This window comes from Kitasatospora sp. NPDC127116, from assembly GCF_042677365.1.
In the GTDB taxonomy this organism is placed as follows: Bacteria; Actinomycetota; Actinomycetes; order Streptomycetales; family Streptomycetaceae; genus Kitasatospora; species Kitasatospora lactacystinica.
Map to the genome: position 1 here is coordinate 31,255 of NZ_JBHXTL010000075.1, position 18,382 is coordinate 49,636.

The 18,382-nt window shown below is 73.4% G+C and carries 14 protein-coding genes; 12 read left to right on the forward strand and 2 right to left on the reverse strand.

The features are described from left to right. The first annotated feature begins 4 nt into the window (after positions 1-4). Complete coding sequence (gene ftsY, locus ACFVHV_RS27205; protein WP_359900579.1) at positions 5-1,240, forward strand: signal recognition particle-docking protein FtsY; 1,236 nt, start codon at positions 5-7, stop codon at positions 1,238-1,240. 200 nt (positions 1,241-1,440) lie between these two features. Here the strand turns inward: ftsY and ACFVHV_RS27210 are convergent, their stop codons facing one another. Beyond that, on the reverse strand, positions 1,441-2,133 hold the full coding sequence (locus ACFVHV_RS27210; protein ID WP_380354222.1) for a bifunctional DNA primase/polymerase: 693 nt from the start codon (positions 2,131-2,133) through the stop codon (positions 1,441-1,443). A gap of 637 nt (positions 2,134-2,770) precedes the next feature. On the opposite strand from ACFVHV_RS27210, the gene ACFVHV_RS27215 reads away from it, so the two are divergent. From ACFVHV_RS27215 to ftsH, 7 genes are all read left to right on the forward strand, one after another. Next, positions 2,771-4,225, forward strand: a complete 1,455-nt coding sequence (locus tag ACFVHV_RS27215; protein WP_380354225.1) for a hypothetical protein — start codon at positions 2,771-2,773, stop codon at positions 4,223-4,225. Positions 4,226-4,603: 378 nt separating this feature from the next. After that, a complete protein-coding gene (locus ACFVHV_RS27220) occupies positions 4,604-6,010 on the forward strand; it encodes an ammonium transporter (protein ID WP_359900585.1) in 1,407 nt (468 codons plus the stop codon). Next, the gene (locus tag ACFVHV_RS27225) at positions 6,007-6,345 is read left to right on the forward strand and encodes a P-II family nitrogen regulator (protein WP_359829808.1); all 339 of its coding nucleotides are present in this window, start codon (positions 6,007-6,009) and stop codon (positions 6,343-6,345) included. Before ACFVHV_RS27220 ends, ACFVHV_RS27225 begins: the two co-directional genes overlap by 4 nt. Before the next feature lie 248 nt (positions 6,346-6,593). Beyond that, positions 6,594-9,080, forward strand: coding sequence for a [protein-PII] uridylyltransferase (locus ACFVHV_RS27230; RefSeq protein WP_380354228.1), 2,487 nt, complete (start codon positions 6,594-6,596; stop codon positions 9,078-9,080). A gap of 196 nt (positions 9,081-9,276) precedes the next feature. Next, a complete protein-coding gene (gene ffh, locus ACFVHV_RS27235; protein ID WP_380354239.1) occupies positions 9,277-10,842 on the forward strand; it encodes a signal recognition particle protein in 1,566 nt (521 codons plus the stop codon). Positions 10,843-10,967: 125 nt separating this feature from the next. Next, positions 10,968-11,492 carry a GNAT family protein gene (locus ACFVHV_RS27240; protein ID WP_359900590.1) on the forward strand — a complete coding sequence of 175 codons (525 nt, stop codon included), beginning with the start codon at positions 10,968-10,970 and terminating at the stop codon, positions 11,490-11,492. 92 nt (positions 11,493-11,584) lie between these two features. Continuing rightward, a complete protein-coding gene (gene ftsH, locus ACFVHV_RS27245) occupies positions 11,585-13,618 on the forward strand; it encodes an ATP-dependent zinc metalloprotease FtsH (RefSeq protein WP_380354231.1) in 2,034 nt (677 codons plus the stop codon). Positions 13,619-13,685: 67 nt separating this feature from the next. Here the strand turns inward: ftsH and ACFVHV_RS27250 are convergent, their stop codons facing one another. Continuing rightward, positions 13,686-14,510, reverse strand: a complete 825-nt coding sequence (locus tag ACFVHV_RS27250) for a class I SAM-dependent methyltransferase (protein WP_380354234.1) — start codon at positions 14,508-14,510, stop codon at positions 13,686-13,688. 189 nt (positions 14,511-14,699) lie between these two features. Here ACFVHV_RS27250 and proS point away from each other — a divergent pair, with 189 nt between their 5' ends. The 4 genes from proS (at position 14,700) to ACFVHV_RS27270 (ending at position 18,309) form a co-directional block, all read left to right on the forward strand. After that, positions 14,700-16,112, forward strand: coding sequence for a proline--tRNA ligase (proS, locus tag ACFVHV_RS27255; protein ID WP_359900597.1), 1,413 nt, complete (start codon positions 14,700-14,702; stop codon positions 16,110-16,112). Positions 16,113-16,705: 593 nt separating this feature from the next. Further along, the gene (locus ACFVHV_RS27260; protein WP_049650398.1) at positions 16,706-17,284 is read left to right on the forward strand and encodes a hypothetical protein; all 579 of its coding nucleotides are present in this window, start codon (positions 16,706-16,708) and stop codon (positions 17,282-17,284) included. A gap of 354 nt (positions 17,285-17,638) precedes the next feature. Beyond that, a complete protein-coding gene (gene rpsP, locus ACFVHV_RS27265; protein WP_359900600.1) occupies positions 17,639-18,067 on the forward strand; it encodes a 30S ribosomal protein S16 in 429 nt (142 codons plus the stop codon). A gap of 2 nt (positions 18,068-18,069) precedes the next feature. Further along, positions 18,070-18,309, forward strand: coding sequence for an RNA-binding protein (locus tag ACFVHV_RS27270; RefSeq protein ID WP_030056773.1), 240 nt, complete (start codon positions 18,070-18,072; stop codon positions 18,307-18,309). Positions 18,310-18,382: the final 73 nt, after the last annotated feature.

Below are 18,382 nucleotides of genomic sequence, written 5' to 3' on the forward strand. Positions count from 1 at the left end.
AGTTATGGAATACGTGATCCTTGCCGTAGTCATCGCCGTGGTCGCCGTCGGCGCGATCGCCGGCCTCGTCGTTTCCGGCAGACGACGCCAGCAGCTGCCCCCGAAGTCGCAGGCGCCGGTCATCACGGCGCCGAAGCCGACCCCGCAGGAGCCCCAGGTCGGCGAGGAGTCCGCGCCGCCGACCGAGGCACCCCGCCGCACCATCGAGGAGGTGGAACTCCCGGCGGAGGCCGGCGCGCCGGAGGCCCCCGAGGCCGTCGAGGCCCCCGACGTCGTGCCCGCCGAGGCCGAGGCGGCGCCCGCCGTCGAGGTTCCCGAGCCCACCGCCGGCCGGCTGGTCCGGCTGCGCTCGCGGCTGTCCCGCTCGCAGAACTCGCTCGGCAAGGGACTGCTCTCGCTGCTCTCCCGGGAGCACCTGGACGAGGACACCTGGGAGGAGATCGAGGACACGCTGCTCACCGCCGACGTCGGCGTCGCCCCCACCCAGGAGCTGGTCGAGCGGCTGCGCACCCGGGTGAAGGTGCTCGGCACCCGTACCCCCGACGAGCTGCGCGCGCTGCTGCGCGAGGAACTGGTCGAGCTGGTCGGCAAGGACGCCGACCGCACCGTCCGCTCGACCAGGCACGAGGAGGGCCCCGCGGTGGTCCTGGTGGTCGGCGTCAACGGCGTCGGCAAGACCACCACCACCGGCAAGCTGGCCCGCGTCCTGGTCGCCGACGGCCGCACCGTGGTGCTCGGCGCCGCCGACACGTTCCGTGCCGCCGCCGCCGACCAGCTCCAGACCTGGGGCGAGCGGGTCGGGGCGCGCACCGTGCGCGGCCCGGAGGGCGGGGACCCGGCCTCGATCGCCTTCGACGCGGTCAAGGAGGGCATCGCCGAGGGTGTGGACACCGTGCTGATCGACACCGCCGGCCGGCTGCACACCAAGACCGGCCTGATGGACGAGCTGGGCAAGGTCAAGCGGGTCGTCGAGAAGCACGGCCCGGTGGACGAGGTGCTGCTGGTGCTGGACGCCACCACCGGCCAGAACGGCCTGATCCAGGCCCGGGTGTTCGCCGAGGTGGTCGACATCACCGGCATCGTGCTGACCAAGCTGGACGGTACGGCCAAGGGCGGCATCGTGGTCGCCGTCCAGCGCGAGCTGGGCGTGCCGGTCAAGCTGATCGGCCTGGGCGAGGGCGCGGACGACCTGGCTCCGTTCGAGCCGGGGGCGTTCGTGGACGCGCTGATCGGCGACTGACGCCCCGCGCGCGCCGGAAAGGCGCGAAGGGCGTACGAAGAGCGCAGGAAGGGCCCGCTCCCCGTCTCGGGGGGCGGGCCCTTTCGCGTGCCCGGATCCGGGTGGGGCGCCGGTTCCGGCGCGGGGCCCCGGCGGTGGCCGCTCGGACGGCCGCCCGGGGAGCGGGCCCCGGCGCGGCGGCCCGGCGGTGGCCGCTCGGGTCAGGAGGCCATCCAGGCCGGCTCGGCAGTGCGCTCGCGGCTGCGGTGGCAGGCGTAGGCGAGGGTGCCGAGCAGCAGCCGGGCCTCGGGCGGGCAGCCCGCGTTGTCGCGGGTGGGGCGGCGCAGCCAGCGGACCGGGCCGAGGGAGCCGAGGACGGTGGGCGGGGCGGCGACGTAGCCGCCCTCGCCGTGGCAGACCAGGTCGAGCGCGGCGTCGTCCCAGCCCATCCGGTACAGCAGGTCGGGCAGGCGCCGGGCGGTGCCGGCGGCGACCAGGAACTGGAGCCGGCCGGTGGGGACGGCGAGCACCGGGCCCACCTGGGTGCCCATCCGCTCCAGCCGGACCAGGGCCTGGAGCCCGGCCTGCTCGGGGACGTCCAGGACGTCGAAGGCGCGGCCGGTGGGGAACAGCACCGAGCCCTCGGCGCGGGCGCCGCGGGCCCGGCCGCCGCGGCCGGGCACGGGGTGCGGGCCGGGCGCGGCGCAGCGGGGGGAGCCGCAGGGACAGCGGGTCGGGGCGGTGGCGCCGGTGACCGGGGCACCGGTGACCGGGTCGCCGGTGGCGACCGCCCAGCCCCAGCGGCCGGTGTACTCCGCGGCGGCCTGGGACGCGGTGACCTTGGTGCGGCGGCGCGCGCCCAGCGGTGCCAGCCGCAGGTGCCCCAGTCGAAGTTCGCCGAACAGGTTGTCCATGCCTCCCCCAACAGGTTGTCGTTGCCGATGGTTACGGGACGGTGACTGTGTGTCGATTGTCAGCTCTGTGGTGCGTAGTGCAGTGGCGGCGCGCAGCGCGTGGTGTGCGCCTGTTCCGCCGGTGCGCCTCGGGCGCCGCCTTGTGGGGGCGGCGCCGATGCCGGATCGTCGGGTGCGTGGGGCTGTCGCCGTCCCGAGTGGACGGTGAACTCGCCTGTGGCTGCGGTGGGTTGCGAGGTCCGCCGGGGCCTCCGGGATGCGCCGGGGGACTTGGCGGCCCGCATATGCCGAGCCGTCGGGACTCCCTAAGTGAAGCGTGTGCCCCCGGGCTTCGGTTCACTCCTGGGGGTGGCGAAAGGTGGCGTTTCGCCAGGGCCGCTCCCGCGGGCCCCTCGCGGGGCATTACGTTCAGCACGCGGATGTCGTCGAGGAGTCTGTCCCGGGCCGTCGAGGAGCGGGAGTTGGGAATCTGACGGATCGTCCGCAACGATGGCACACCAGTGCGAGGGCGCTGCGGTACGGCGCCGCCGCGGCACGGCAGCACCTCAGGCACGGCACGTCTGGCAAGAGCCCGCAACCGTCGGGCGGTCACGATCGGGGGCCCCGGTAGGGGCCGGGCGGGATGGGGACGTTACCCATGGCAGAGAAGCAACCGAATGAGAAGCTGACCACGTGGTTCGCTCGCAGCGGCTGGTCCAAGGGCGAGTTGGCCCGTCAGGTCAACCGCCGGGCCCGGCAGATCGGCGCCCACCACGTGTCCACCGACACCTCTCGGGTGCGCCGCTGGCTCGACGGCGAACAGCCCCGCGAGCCTATTCCCAAGATCATGTCGGAACTCTTCTCCGAGCGGTTCGGCTCGGTGGTCTCGATCGAGGACCTCGGCCTGCGCGCCGCGATCCCGGTCTCGACCGTGGGCGGCGGCGTCGACCTGCCGTGGAGCGGCCCGCAGACCGTCCAGCTGATCAGCGACTACTCCCGCAGCGACCTCATGCTCAACCGCCGGGGCTTCCTCGGCACCTCGCTGGCGCTCACCGCGGGCGCCGCGCTGATCGAGCCGATGCAGCGCTGGCTCACCCCCGGCCCGACCGGCGTCCCCACCCCGATCCTCACCGCGGCCAACGGCGGCGAGGCGTTCACCGGCCGGCTCTCCGAGCCCGAGCTCGAACTGCTGGAGCAGACCACGGTCATGTTCCGGCAGTGGGACGCGCAGAACGGCGGCGGGCTGCGCCGCAAGGCCGTCGTCGGCCAGCTGCACGAGGTCACCGACCTGCTCCAGGAGACGTACAGCGAGGACACCACCAGGCGGCTGTTCCGGCTCACCGCCGAACTCGCCCACCTGGCCGGGTGGATGTCGTACGACGTCGGGATGCACCCGAGCGCGCAGAAGTACTACGTGCTCGCCCTGCACGCGGCCAAGGAAGCGGGCGACCGCCCGTTCGGCGCGCTGATCCTCACCGACATGAGCCGCCAGATGATCCACCTCAACCGGGGCGAGGACGCCCTGGAACTCATCCACCTGGCCCAGTACGGCAGCCGCGACACCGCCACCCCGCGCCAGCAGTCCCTGCTGTACGCGATGGAGGCGCGCGCCTACGCCACCATCGGCGAGGTCAACCGCTGCGCCCGGGCGGTCCGGCTGGCCGAGGACACCTTCACCGACATCCGGGACGGGGACCAGGAGCCGGACTGGCTGAAGTTCTTCTCGCCGGCCGAGCTGAACGCCGAGAACGCGCACTCCTTCCGCGACCTCGCGTACCACTCGGACAACGCGCAGCTCTACGCCTCGATGTCCGCGCCGGTGATGGAGCGCGCGGTCGACCTGTTCCGCCAGGACGCCGACCACGTGCGCTCGTACGCCTTCAACCTGATCGGCATGGCCAGCGTCCACCTGCTGCAGAGGGAGGCCGAGCAGGCCGCGGTGATGGCCGAGCAGGCGGTGGACATCGCCACCAAGGTGCGCTCGGAGCGGCTGAACTCCCGGGTGCGCAAGACCACGGAGGCCGCGGCGGCCCGGTTCAAGGGCGTGGACGCGGTGAGCCGGCTCAAGGAGCGGGTGGTCCAGGACATCCCGGAGTTCGTCTCGGTGGTCTGACCGGTCGGTGATCCGCCCGGCCGGTGGTCTGACCGGTCGGTGATCCGCCCGGCCGGTGATCCGCCGGTCGGTGGACCGCCCGGCCCCGCCGAGGGCCTTCCGAGGGAAGCTCCACCGACCGTGGCGGCCGCCGCCGCCACGGTCGGTGGTATGTCCGGCGCCCGGTGGCACGGCACGGCGCGCGGCCGGACTGCGGGGATGCGGGGCCGCGGTTCACGCAGCCGTAACCCCTGCGTCGCACACGTCACGGCGGTGAAACAACCGGTCGCACTGGCCGAAACCAGCCTTCGGCACGCTCCTCCTCAACGCCGACACCCCGGGTGGCACCACGGGACGGGTCCCCGGGCGCGGGTCGGCCTGGACGCAGAGGAGACGCCGATGCCGGACGGCTTCAGCGCGGGCGACACCGCCTTCGTGCTCATCAGTGCGGCCCTGGTCATGCTGATGACCCCTGGGCTGGCCTTCTTCTACGGGGGCATGGTCAGGGCCAAGAGCACGCTGAACATGCTGGCGATGAGCTTCCTCTCGCTCGGCATCGTCAGCGTGCTGTGGGTCCTGTACGGCTACTCGCTCAGCTTCGGGTCCGACTCCTTCGCCGGGCTGATCGGCAACCTGGACCACCTCGGGATGCGCGGCCTCGGCCTCAACGAGCTGACCGGCTCCATCCCGGTCACCGCCTTCGCGCTCTTCCAGCTGATGTTCGCGGTCATCACCCCGGCGCTGATCAGCGGCGCCGTCGCGGACCGCGCCAGATTCGCGGCCTGGGGCCTGTTCATCGCGCTCTGGGTGACGATCGTCTACTTCCCGGTGGCGCACTGGGTCTTCTTCTTCGACGGCGGCCACGGCGGCTGGCTGGGCGACCGCAACGGCGTGATCGACTTCGCCGGCGGGACGGCCGTGCACATCAACGCGGGCGTCGCCGGCCTCGCGCTCTGCCTGGTGCTGGGCAAGCGGATCGGCTTCAAGAAGGACCCGATGCGCCCGCACAGCCTGCCGCTGGTGATGCTCGGCTCCGGGCTGCTCTGGTTCGGCTGGTTCGGCTTCAACGCGGGCTCGGCGCTGGCGGCCAACGGCGTCGCCGCGATGGCGATGGTCAACACCCAGGTCGCCACCGGCGCGGCGCTGGTCGGCTGGCTGGTCTACGAGAGGTTCAAGCACGGCGCCTTCACCACGCTGGGCGCCGCCTCCGGCGCGGTGGCCGGGCTGGTCGCGATCACCCCGGCCTGCGGTTCGGTGAGCCCGCTCGGCGCGGTGGCGATCGGGCTGGTGGCGGGTGCGGTCTGCTGCGCCGCGGTCTCGCTCAAGTACCGCTGGGGCTTCGACGACTCGCTCGACGTGGTGGGCGTGCACGCGGTCGGCGGGGCGATCGGTTCGCTGCTGGTCGGCCTGTTCGCCACCGGCGGGGTCGGCCAGGGCGTCAAGGGCCTGTTCTACGGGGGCGGGATCGGGCAGCTGGGCAAGCAGGCGATGGGCGTGGCGGTGGTCGCGGCGTACTCCTTCGTGCTGTCCTGGCTGCTGGCCAAGGCGGTCGACCGGCTGGTCGGCTTCCGGGTCGCCGGGGAGGTCGAGGTGGCCGGCATCGACCAGGCCGAACACGCCGAGTCCGCCTACGATTTCAGCGCCGTGGGAGCGGGCCTGGCCCGGGCCCTGCCGGGCCTGGCCGTCGCTGCCGCGAAGCCCGCCGCAGAACGGTCCGCCGCCGCGGAGCCCGTCGCCGAGCGGTCCGCCGCCGCGGCTCCCGCCGAGAAGCCCGCCGAGAAGAAGACCGAGGTCGACGCCCGATGAAGCTCATCACCGCCGTGATCAAGCCGTACCGACTGGACGAGGTGAAGGCCGCCCTCCAGGCCTTCGGGGTGCACGGCCTGACCGTCACCGAGGCCAGCGGCTACGGCCGCCAGCGCGGCCACACCGAGGTGTACCGGGGGGCCGAGTACACCGTGGACCTGGTGCCGAAGGTCAGGATCGAGGTCCTGGTCGAGGACGAGGACGCCGAGGACCTGATCGACGTCCTGGTGAAGGCCGCCCGGACCGGGAAGATCGGCGACGGCAAGGTGTGGAGCGTTCCGGTCGACACCGCCGTACGGGTCCGGACCGGCGAGCGCGGCCCGGACGCCCTGTAGCCCCGCGCCGGACGGCGGACCTGCCACCCCCGGGTGCGCGGGTCCGCCCGACGGCCCAACGGCGTCCTCCGGCCGGCCGAACGGCCCGCCCGGCGGGTCGGGGCGGCGGCACGACGGTCCGCGCGACTCGACGGTTCGCACGGCACGACGGCCTGCACGACTCGACGGTTCGCACGCCCCGGTGGCCCGCGCGGCACGGCGGTTCACCAGCACGACGGCTCAGCAGCACGACGGACGGGACCACGCGCATGACCTCCGAGACCAGCCCCTCCGAGCCCTCCGACCCCGTCGCCCCGGGCGGCTCCTGCGACCCCGCCGACCCCTTCGACCTCGCGGGCAGGGCGGCCGCCCGGGCCGCGCTGCCGGCCGGCCCCGGCCCGGGCGGCCGCCCCCGCCGCCGGGAGCTCGCCCGGCTCACCGACGACTGGCTGGCCGGCCTGCTCGCGGCCGCCGGCGCCCCGCCCCGCGTCGCCCTGGTCGCGGTCGGCGGGTACGGGCGGGGCGAGCTGTCCCCGCGCAGCGACCTGGACGTCCTGCTGCTGCACGACGGCCCGATCCCCCGGGAGCTGCCCGAGCGGATCTGGTACCCGGTCTGGGACTCGGGCGCCAGGCTCGACCACGCCGTGCGCACCGTCGCCCAGGCCCGCTCGGTCGCCGCCGCCGACCTCAAGGTCCAGCTCGGCCTGCTGGACGCCCGTCACCTCGCCGGGGACCGGGCGCTCACCGACGCCCTGCGCTCCGCGGTGCTCACCGACTGGCGCGCGAGCGCCCCCGCGCGCCTGCCGGAGCTTCGAGAGCTGGGCCGCGAGCGGGCCGAACGGCACGGTGAGCTGTCCTTCCTGCTGGAGCCCGACCTCAAGGAGGCCCGCGGCGGCCTGCGCGACGTCGTGGCGCTGGACGCGATCGCCGCCACCTGGCTGGCCGACGCGCCCCGGGAAGGCCTGGACGCCGCCGCACAGCGGCTGGCCGACGTGCGCGACGCCCTGCACCTGGTCACCGGCCGGGCCACCGAACGGCTCGGCCTCCAGGACCAGGACCAGGTCGCCGAGCGGCTCGGGGTGCTGGACGCCGACGCCCTGCTGCGCCAGGTCTACGAGGCCGCCCGCACCATCGCGTACGCGGGCGACGTCACCTGGCGGGCGGTGGACCGGGTGCTCGCGGCCCGCGGCGGCCGGGGCCGGCGGGTGCGCCGGCCTGGCATCCCCTTCGTCGGCTCCGGACGCGGCACCGGCGCGGTGGCCCGGGGCGCGGTCGAGCGGCGGCCGCTCGCCGAGGGCGTGGTCGAACAGGACGGCGAGGCGGTGCTCGCCCGGGGCGCCCGCCCCGCCGCCGACCCGGTGCTGCCGCTGCGCGCCGCGGCCGCCGCCGCGCAGAACGGGCTGACCGTCTCGTACGCCACGGTGCGCCGACTGGCCGCCGAGTGCCGCCCGCTGCCGGTGCCCTGGCCGGACGAGGCGCGCGAGCAGCTGGTCACCCTGCTGGGCGCGGGGGAGTCGGCCGTCCCGGTGTGGGAGGCGCTGGAGGCGCAGGGGCTGGTCCGCCGGCTGCTGCCGGACTGGGAGCGGGTGCGCTGCCGTCCGCAGCGCAACGCGGTGCACCGCTGGACGGTGGACCGGCACCTGGTGGAGACGGCGGTGCGGGCCGCCGCGATGACCCGCCGGGTGGCCCGGCCGGACCTGCTGCTGGTCGCCGCGCTGCTGCACGACATCGGCAAGGGCTGGCCGGGGGACCACAGCGCGGCCGGCGAGGTGATCGTCCGCGACCTCGGCGCCCGGATGGGCTTCGGCCCCGAGGACACCGAGACCCTGGCGGTACTGGTCCGCCACCACCTGACCCTGGTGGACACCGCGACCCGGCGCGATCCGGACGACCCGGCCACCGTCGAGGCGATCACCAAGGCGGTCACCACCCTGCCGGAGCTGGAGCTGCTGCACGCGCTCACCGAGGCGGACGCGCTGGCCACCGGGCCGGCCGCGTGGAGCGGCTGGCGGGCCTCGCTGGTGGACGGGCTGGTGGCCCGGGCGGCGGACCGGCTGGCCGGGGCGGGAGTCCCGCCGGTCGAGGCGGCGCCGACCGCCGAGCAGGAGCGGCTGGCGGTCGAGGCCGCCCGGACCGGGCAGCCGGCGCTGTCGCTGCGGGCCCGGTCGGAGGGGGCGGAGCCGGGCGCCGAGCCGATGGGCGTCGAGCTGAACCTGGCGGTCCCGGACCGTCCCGGACTGCTCGGCACCGCCGCCGGGGTGCTCGCGCTGCACCGGCTGGCCGTCCGTTCGGCCGGGCTGCGCGAGCTGGACCCGGTGGGCGCCGGGCCGGTGCTGGTGCTGTCCTGGCGGGTGGCGGCCGAGTACGGCGAGCTGCCGGAGGCGGCCCGGCTGCGGGCCGACCTGCGCCGGGCGCTGGACGGCTCGCTGGACGTCGCCCGCCGCCTCGCCGAGCGGGACGCCGCCGCCCCGCGCCGCCGGGGCATCCCCACCCCGCCGCCGCTGGTCGCGGTGGCGCCGGCGGTGGCCTCGGCGACCGCGACCGTGCTGGAGGTCCGCGCCCACGACGCCCCCGGGCTGCTGCACCGGATCGGCCGGGCGCTGGACGGGGCGGGTGTGCGGGTGCGCACCGCGCACGTGTCCACGCTGGGCGCGGAGGCCGTCGACTCGTTCTACCTGACCGACGAGGCGGGGCGGCCGCTGACCGCCGGGCGGGCCGGCGACGTGGCGGCGGCGGTCCGGGCCGCGCTGGGCTGAGCGCCGGGCCCGGTCGGGGCCGGTCGGGGCTGGTCGGGGCCGGGCCGCCCGGGCTCGCGGAAGGACGCGGGCAGGGGTGCGGCCACGGGTACGGGCAGGAGTTCCGACCGGGGGTGGAGACCTCACCCGGGGCGGCCGGATACCCTGGGGGGCGACGACCGTACTGATACCGATGCCGCAGAGGACCCGCGACGACGTGTTCGACACCCTTTCCGATCGCCTCGCAGCGACGTTCAAGAACCTCCGGGGCAAGGGCCGCCTGAGCGAGGCGGACATCGACGCCACCGCCCGCGAGATCCGCATCGCGCTGCTGGAGGCGGACGTCGCGCTGCCGGTCGTCCGGGCCTTCATCAAGCAGGTCAAGGAGCGGGCCCTCGGTGCCGAGGTCTCCGGCGCGCTGAACCCGGCGCAGCAGATCATCAAGATCGTCAACGAGGAGCTCATCGCGATCCTCGGTGGCGAGACCCGCCGGGTGCGGTTCGCCAAGAGCGGCCCGACGGTGATCATGCTGGCCGGTCTCCAGGGTGCCGGTAAGACCACCCTCGCGGGCAAGCTCGGCCACTGGCTGAAGACGCAGAAGCACACCCCGCTGCTGGTCGCCTGCGACCTCCAGCGCCCCAACGCGGTCAACCAGCTCCAGGTGGTCGCCGAGCGCGCCGGCGTGGCCTTCTACGGCCCGCAGCCGGGCAACGGCGTCGGCGACCCGGTGCAGGTGGCCAAGGACTCGATCGAGTACGCCAAGCAGAAGCAGTACGACGTCGTCGTCGTCGACACCGCCGGCCGCCTGGGCATCGACGCCGAGCTGATGCAGCAGGCCGCCGACATCCGTGCCGCGGTGAACCCGGACGAGGTCCTGTTCGTCGTCGACGCGATGATCGGCCAGGACGCGGTCACCACCGCCCAGGCCTTCCTCGACGGCGTCGACTTCACCGGTGTGGTGCTCTCCAAGCTCGACGGCGACGCCCGCGGCGGTGCCGCCCTGTCGGTCGCGCACGTCACCGGCCGGCAGATCATGTTCGCCTCCAACGGCGAGAAGGTCGACGACTTCGACGCCTTCCACCCGGACCGGATGGCCTCGCGCATCCTCGGCATGGGTGACGTCCTCTCGCTGATCGAGAAGGCCGAGCAGACCTTCTCGCAGGCCGAGGCGGAGAAGATCGCCGCCAAGCTGCGCGGCGGCCCGAAGCAGTTCACCCTGGACGACTTCCTGTCCCAGCTGGAGCAGGTCCAGAAGATGGGCTCGATCTCCAAGCTGCTCGGCATGCTGCCCGGCATGGGCCAGATCCGGGACCAGATCAACAACATCGACGACAAGGACGTCAACCGGGTCGGCGCGATCATCAAGTCGATGACCCCGGCCGAGCGCGCCGAGCCGGAGCTGATCAACGGCTCCCGCCGGGCCCGCATCGCCAAGGGTTCGGGCGTCCAGGTCGGCGAGGTGAAGAACCTGGTCGAGCGGTTCTTCGACGCCCGCAAGATGATGTCCGCGATGGCCTCCGGCAAGGGCATGCCCGGCATGCCGGGGATCCCCGGCATGGGCGGCGGCGGGAAGAAGTCCGCGAAGAAGGCCCCGCAGGCCAAGGGCAAGCGCAAGAGCGGCAACCCGCTGAAGCGGGCGCAGGACGAGGCCGCGGCCGCCGAGCGCCGCGCGCTCGGCCCGGGCGCCGGCCAGGGTCCGGCGGACGGCGGCGCGTTCGGTCTCGGCGCGGGCAAGGGCCCGGCCGACTTCGAGCTGCCCAAGGAGTTCAAGGACATGCTGTAGTCCTTGGACGTGCCGCCGCCCTTGGTCATCCGTTGATCAACGGCGGTCGGTCCTGATCGATTCTGGTCGGCCCGTCGCCCGGTGTTTCCGGGCGGCGGGCCGATCGCGTGTCCGATGATGGGGACATGCGAGTGATGATCAGGGCCCCGAGGGCCGACGACACGGCCGCGTACGCCGAGGCGGTCCGGCGGTCCGCCGAGCACATCGGACGGTGGAACCCGGTCGAGCCGGACGGACTGCCCGACCTGCTGAAGCGCCAGGGCTCCGGGCTGCGCACCTTCCTGATCCTCGACCGGGAGACCGGCGGACTGGTCGGCAAGGTGAACGTCGCCAACATCGTGATGAGCCGCTTCTGCAACGCCACGCTGGGCTACGACTCCTACCTCCCGTTCAACGGCACCGGCCGGATGACCGAGGGCATGCGGCTGGTCGTGGACCGCTGCTTCGCCCCGCAGTCGGCCGACGGGCTGGGGCTGCACCGGCTGGAGATCAACGTCCAGCCGGACAACGAGCGCTCGGTCGCGATGGCCAAGCGGCTGGGCTTCCGGCACGAGGGCTTCTCGCCGCGGATGCTGTTCCTCCAGGGCGACTGGCGCGACCACGAGCGGTTCGCCCTGACCGCCGAGGAGTGGCCGGGCGCAACGGCATAGCCGCTGGTGGGAGGGGTTGGCGCGGGCGTACGGCGGTCCGGGCGCGGCGTTGCGATTGGCTCGTCCGAGCAGCTGTCCGTATTGTCCGATGGGTGACCGAACCCGTGCCGCCACGTCAGACCCCCGAACAGCCCTGGCGTTCGGAGGGTGCCCCGCCCCCGCCGCCCAAGCGCCGGATGCCCGGCGGCTGGGTGGGCCTCGCCCTCACCGCCCTCGTGGTGTTCCTGATCTCGGACCTGCTGCTGTCCTTCTTCGGCCCCGCCGGCGCCACCACGATCTCGTACACCGAGTTCAACAACCAGCTGAACAAGGGCAACATCACCAAGATCTACGCCAAGGGCGACGCGATCGAGGGCACCCTCAAGACCGCCCAGCCCAAACCGGACGGCGGCAAGGGCGACTACACCGAGTTCGACACCCAGCGGCCCTCCTTCGCGGGCGACAACCTCTGGGCCACCCTGCAGCAGCAGGGCGTCGAGGTCACCGCCACCTCGCCCGTCCAGCAGCGCAGCTTCCTCACCAACCTGCTGCTCTCGCTCGCCCCGATGCTGCTGCTGATCTTCATCTGGGTGCTGCTCGCCCGCCGGATGGCCGGCGGACTCGGCGGCGGACCGCTCGGCCGCAAGGCCCCGCCCAAGCCGGTCATGGCCGAGGAGGGCAAGCGCACCACCTTCGCAGACGTGGCCGGCATCGACGAGGTCGAGGCCGAACTCACCGAGGTCGTCGACTACTTGAAGAACCCCGAGCGGTACCGCCGGCTCGGCGCCAAGATGCCGCGCGGCGTGCTGCTGAGCGGCCCGCCCGGAACCGGCAAGACCCTGCTCGCCCGGGCCGTGGCCGGCGAGGCGAACGTGCCGTTCTTCTCCGCCTCCGCCTCCGAGTTCATCGAGATGATCGTCGGCGTCGGCGCCAGCCGGGTCCGCGAGCTGTTCGCCGAGGCCCGCAAGGTCGCCCCCGCGATCATCTTCATCGACGAGATCGACACCATCGGCCGCCAGCGCGGCGCCGGCGGCGGCATGGGCGGGCACGACGAGCGCGAGCAGACCCTCAACCAGATCCTCACCGAGATGGACGGCTTCACCGGCTCCGAGGGCGTCATCGTGATCGCCGCGACCAACCGGGCGGACGTGCTCGACCCGGCGCTGCTGCGCCCCGGCCGCTTCGACCGGCGGATCACCGTCAGCCCGCCCGACCGGGAGGGCCGTGCCGCGATCCTGCGCATCCACAGCCGCAGCGTCCCGCTGGCCGGCGGCACCGACCTCAACCAACTGGCCAAGGTCACGCCCGGGATGACCGGCGCCGAACTCGCCAACCTGGTCAACGAGGCAGCGCTGCTGGCCGTCAAGCGCGAGCAGGACGCCGTCAACGAGCGGGACCTCTCGGACGCCCTGGAGAAGGTCCAGCTCGGTGCGGTGCGGCCGCTGGTGATGCCGCAGGAGGAGCGCGAGCGGACGGCGTACCACGAGAGCGGGCACGCGCTGCTGGGCATGCTCCAGCCCGGCGCGGACCCGGTCCGCAAGATCACCATCGTGCCGCGCGGCCGGGCGCTCGGCGTCACCCTCTCCACCCCGGAGAACGACCGCTACTCGTACACCGAGCCCTACCTGCGCGGCCGGATCATCGGCGCGCTCGGCGGCATGGCGGCCGAGCAGGTGGTCTACGGGGTGATCACCACCGGCGCGGAGAGCGACCTGGAGCAGGTCACCAACATCGCCCGCGGGATGGCCGGGCGCTGGGGGATGAGCGAGCGGGTCGGGCGGCTCACCGCGGTGCCCTCCGACCCGCAGGGCGCGTACGGGCTCTCCGCCGCGCCGACCACCCTGGACGCGGTGGACGAGGAGGCCCGGCGGATCGTCTCCGAGTGCTACGGCGACGCGGTGCGGATCCTGAACGAGCAGCGGCACCGGCTGGACGCGCTGGCGGCGGCGCTGCTGGAGGCGGAGACGCTGGACGAGGAGGCGGCGTACCGGGCGGCGGGGGTGCCGCGGGAGGCGGCCTCGGCGGGTTCGGCGGGCGCGGAGGGCTCGGCGGGGTCGGCGGGGTCTTCCGAAGGGCCTTCCACGGGGTCGGCGGGGTCTTCCGACGGTTCCGACGGTTCCGACGGGAAGTCGATCGACCGGGCGTGACGCCCGATGCCGGGGGCGCGCGCCAGAGTGGCGAGCGCCCCCGGTTTTTTTCGTCTCCCCGCCCCTGCTAGCGCGGCCGCTCGGCGACCAGGTAGCGGAACAGGTTCTCCATCCGCACCGTGCCGTCCGCGCGCAGGTGAGGCTGGAGCGCCTCCTCCAGTTCCTTGGCCACCAGCGAGGCGCCGGAGAACTCCTCGGCCGGATCGAACAGACCGGTGGAGAGCAGGCCGCGAACGGCGCTGTCGAGGTCGGCGTACGCGAACGGGCAGCTCACCCGGCCGCTGCCGGCCGGGCGCAGGCCGGCCGGGGCGAGCAGGTCCTCCAGGGCGCCCGGCACGCTCAGCTCGAACGGGTCCCGCGCGGTGGTCCGGCCCGCCATCCGCCGGGCCACGTCCAGCACCGCGGCGCTCTCGCAGCGCTCCGGCGGGCCCCAGGCGGCCAGCACCACGTGCCCGCCCGGGAGAGCGAGCCGGGCGGCCTCGGCGACCACCGGGCCGGACCCGGCGGCGCCGGGCAGCTGCTCGAAAACCGTTACCAGCGAATGGGCCGAGCGGGGGACGGCGGACGCTGTCCGAGCCCCCGCGCACACCCGCAGCCGACGGTCGTGGGCCAGCTCGCGCAGCTCCTCCCGCGGCTCCTGCCCGGCGACCTGGGCGCCCCGCCCGGCGGCGAGCAGCAGGGCCAGCCCGGACCGGCAGCCCAGGCCCAGCACACTGCTCGCCGGGCCGACCTCCAGCCGGTCGTAGACCGCCTCGTAGAGCGGCACCAGCATGCGTTCCTGGATCTCCGCCCAGTCGCGCGCCCGCGCGGGGCGGGCGACCCCGGTCCGCGGGTGGTGCGGGCGTGCGCCCGTCGGTCGTGCGGTCGTGCCGGTCGTCCGAGCTGAAGCCACGGCGGCCTCCCATCCGGTCCTTCGGTGTGCTGCTACGGCTCCCCCAAAGTCCCGCCCCACACCAGCGAACAGCGGGTCGGGCCCGGCGTCCAGAGGGGTGCAGGGTGGTGCGCGCGTGTCGCGGTGGTGCGCCCCCGTCCGGTGATACCGATTCGAAACCGGGGCCCCGGGCCCCGTACCATTCGCCCCATGGCTAAGGCACCCGTTCTCACCCCTCAGGCGGAAGACTTCCCGCGCTGGTACCAGGACCTCATCAACAAGGCCGAGCTGGCCGACAACGGTCCGGTGCGCGGCACCATGGTCATCCGACCGTACGGCTACGGCCTGTGGGAGCGGATGCAGCAGGAGATGGACGCGCGGATCAAGAAGGCCGGCGCGCAGAACGCCTACTTCCCGATGTTCATCCCGCAGTCCTACCTGACCAAGGAAGCCGAGCACGTCGAGGGCTTCGCCCCCGAACTCGCGGTGGTCACCCACGGCGGCGGCAAGCAGCTGGAGGAGCCGGTCGTCGTCCGGCCGACCTCCGAGACGATCATCAACGAGTACTTCTCGAAGTGGGTGCAGAGCCACCGGGACCTGCCCCTGCTGATCAACCAGTGGGCCAACGTGGTCCGTTGGGAGCTGCGCCCGCGCGTCTTCCTGCGCACCACCGAGTTCCTCTGGCAGGAGGGCCACACCGCCCACGCCACCTACGAGGACGCCCGCGCCTACGCGTCGATGATCCACACCCAGGTCTACGGCGACTTCATGACCAACGTGCTCGGCATCGACGTCGTGCTCGGCCGCAAGACCGCCAAGGAGCGCTTCGCCGGCGCCATCAACACCCTCACCCTCGAGGGCATGATGGGCGACGGCAAGGCCCTGCAGATGGGCACCAGCCACGAGCTGGGCCAGAACTTCGCCAAGGCGTTCAACACCACCTACCAGCTGCAGGGCGCCGAGCGCGAGCACGTCTGGCAGACCTCCTGGGGCGTCTCGACCCGCATGGTCGGCGGCCTGATCATGTCCCACGGCGACGACAACGGCCTGCGGGTGCCCCCGCGCCTGGCCGCCGTCCAGGCCGTCGTGCTCGCCATCAAGGGCGACGACGCGGTCATCGCCAAGGTCCGCGAGATCGGCGCCCAGCTGGAGGCCGCCGGCATCCGGGTCGTGGTCGACGACCGCACCGACACCCCGTTCGGCCGCCGCGCCGTCGACTGGGAACTCAAGGGCGTTCCGCTGCGCATCGAGGTCGGCCCGCGGGATCTGGAGAACGGCACCGCGATGCTGGCCCGCCGCATCCCGGGCGGCAAGGAGCCGGTCTCCATCGACTCCCTCGTCGCGCTGGTCCCGGGCGTGCTGGAGGAGGACCAGGCGCTGCTGCTGCGCCAGTCCCGCGAGCGCCGCGAGTCCCGCACGGTCGACGTCAAGACCATCGACGAGGCCATCGAGGCCGCCGCGACCGGCTGGGGCCGGATCTCCTGGGCCGAGCTCGGCGCGGAGGGCGAGGCCAAGCTGGCCGAGCAGGGCGTCACGGTGCGCTGCATCGTCGCGGCCGACGGCTCGGTGCCGGCGGCGGACGACCAGGAGGGCAACATCGCGATCGTCGCCCGGGCGTACTGACGTCCGTCCGGGGTGCGCCGTCGTCCGTCCGGGCTGCGCCGTCGTCCGTCCGGGGCCCGCTTGTCCCGGGTTCGGGTCCGCTCCGGGGGCGCGCTCGGCCCGGGCGTGCGTCCGTTCCGGGCGCGCGGCCGTCACGGGTGCGCCCCGACGGGCGTTCGGTGTTCGGTGGATGTCCTGTTGATGTCCGCCGGGCGTCCGTCGTCCGCGGGTAATGACCGACAGCGGCGACATTTGCCCGGAATGCGGAAGGGTAAGAATCCGGTAACTCCTCCGGTGCGTCCCCGCGGTGGACATCCCTACTGGCCGGTCAACTCCCGGTATTAACGGAATAGCGGTACGGTGTACGGCCCGTGGCCCTGTCAATCCGGCAGGCCCACGGGCCGTACGTCCTGGGTGGCGACAGCCCGCTCCCCGGACGGAAATTCACCAGGCCCGCCGACCTCGCGACGGGCCGAAACCGGCAGGGGGTTGGTCTTGCGTCAGATCCGGAACGCGCAATTCGCGCGCGGCCTTGCATTCCTGGGAGTTCCCTGTGAATTTCCCAAGAACGAGAACATGCGGAACATCGGCTCGCACTCCATCGTTGGTCTAGCGTGAGCACGACACAGCCCCTCGTTCTCGCGGCCGAACTGGCCGCCGCCTGGAGTGACATCCAGGCCTACCACCAGGACCTCCCCGACCTCGCCTCGCCCGAGGCGCTGATCGGCGAGTCCTCCTCGGCCTGCGGGACACGGCTCGGTTTCGAGCGACTCCTGCACGAGGCCGCCCACGGTCTGGCCGCGGCCCGGGACATCCGGGACACCTCGCGGGCCGGCCGCTACCACAACCGGCGCTTCCTGATGCTCGCTTCCGAGCTGGGCCTGGCGCACCCGGTCGAGCCGCACGCGAGCAGCGGCTTCTCCCAGGTGACCATGCTCAAGGAGACGCAGGAGCGGTACGCCGAGACCATCGAGCGCCTGGACCGTGCCCTCGGGGCGCACCAGGAGGCGGTGGCCGGCGACGGCGCGACGCGCGCCTTCCGCGGCCCGGCGGCCCGGCACGGCTCCTCCGGGGGCGGCGTGCGGGTCAAGGCGGTCTGCGGCTGCGGGCGCAACGTCCGGGTCGTTCCGTCGGTGCTCGCGCAGGCGTCCATCGTCTGCGGCGCGTGCCAGCAGCCGTTCAAGATCGCTTAGTCGTTCGACGTCCCGGCGGGCTGCTGTGCGGGCAGCGGCCCGGCCGGAATGAGCGGCATCGGGCGGCAGAGTGAGCGGTACCGAATGAGCGGTACCGAATGAGCGGTACGGCAGGACAGCGGTGACGTCTTCGGGTTGGACCGGGAGCGGGGGCTCCCGGTCGAGCCCTGACCGGGCTCCCGGTCCCGCGTGCAGCCGGTTCTCGCCGATGTGGCAGAATGGACAGCTGAGTACTCGGCAGCCGAGCAGGACCCCTCTCTCCTACGGCTGGCGTGTCCCTTGAACGGTCCGCCGCGCAACCCCACGCGATGGCGAGCCCGCTCACCCACGTCAACACCAGGAGAATCCACTCCCGTGGCAGTCAAGATCAAGCTGAAGCGTCTCGGCAAGATTCGCTCCCCGCACTACCGCATCGTCGTCGCCGACGCCCGCACCAAGCGTGACGGTCGCGCGATCGAGGAGATCGGCATCTACCAGCCGACCTACAACCCCTCGAAGATCGAGGTCGACAGCGACCGCGCCCAGTACTGGCTGTCCGTCGGCGCCCAGCCGACCGAGCCGGTGCTCGCCATCCTGAAGCTGACCGGCGACTGGCAGAAGTTCAAGGGCCTGCCGGCTCCGGCGCCGCTGCTGGTCGCCGAGCCGAAGGTCGAGGACTTCTCGCACCTGTTCGCGAAGGCCGTCGCCGGCTTCGAGGACGCCACCACCGGTGTCGCCATCACCCCGAAGGCCAAGAAGTCGGACAAGGCCGAGGCCGAGGCCGACGTCGCCGCCGAGGCCTGATCGTGATCGAGGACGCCCTCGACCACCTGGTGAAGGGCATCGTCGAGCACCCCGACGAGGTGCAGGTGCGCTCGCGCAACCTGCGTCGGGGTAACACCATCGAGGTGCGAGTGCACCCCGATGACCTCGGCAAGGTGATCGGCCGGGGCGGCCGTACGGCGCGCGCTCTGCGCACCGTGGTCGGCGCCCTCGGCGGTCGCAACGTCCGGGTCGACCTGGTCGACGTGGACAACATTCGCTGACGCTGCTGCTCGTTCAGCCGTCAGGGCTTGTGAGGCCGACCGGGACGCATGTCTCCCCGGTCGCCCTTTTCGC

Bases quoted from the DNA above. Each gene is read 5' to 3' on its own strand.
- ACFVHV_RS27240 (WP_359900590.1), top strand. From the start codon at position 10,968: ATGCGAGTGATGATCAGGGCCCCGAGGGCCGACGACACGGCCGCGTAC.
- ACFVHV_RS27215 (WP_380354225.1), top strand. From the start codon at position 2,771: ATGGCAGAGAAGCAACCGAATGAGAAGCTGACCACGTGGTTCGCTCGC.
- ACFVHV_RS27230 (WP_380354228.1), top strand. From the start codon at position 6,594: ATGACCTCCGAGACCAGCCCCTCCGAGCCCTCCGACCCCGTCGCCCCG.
- ftsY (WP_359900579.1), top strand. From the start codon at position 5: ATGGAATACGTGATCCTTGCCGTAGTCATCGCCGTGGTCGCCGTCGGC.
- proS (WP_359900597.1), top strand. From the start codon at position 14,700: ATGGCTAAGGCACCCGTTCTCACCCCTCAGGCGGAAGACTTCCCGCGC.
- ACFVHV_RS27225 (WP_359829808.1), top strand. From the start codon at position 6,007: ATGAAGCTCATCACCGCCGTGATCAAGCCGTACCGACTGGACGAGGTG.
- ACFVHV_RS27220 (WP_359900585.1), top strand. From the start codon at position 4,604: ATGCCGGACGGCTTCAGCGCGGGCGACACCGCCTTCGTGCTCATCAGT.
- ACFVHV_RS27210 (WP_380354222.1), bottom strand. From the start codon at position 2,133: ATGGACAACCTGTTCGGCGAACTTCGACTGGGGCACCTGCGGCTGGCA.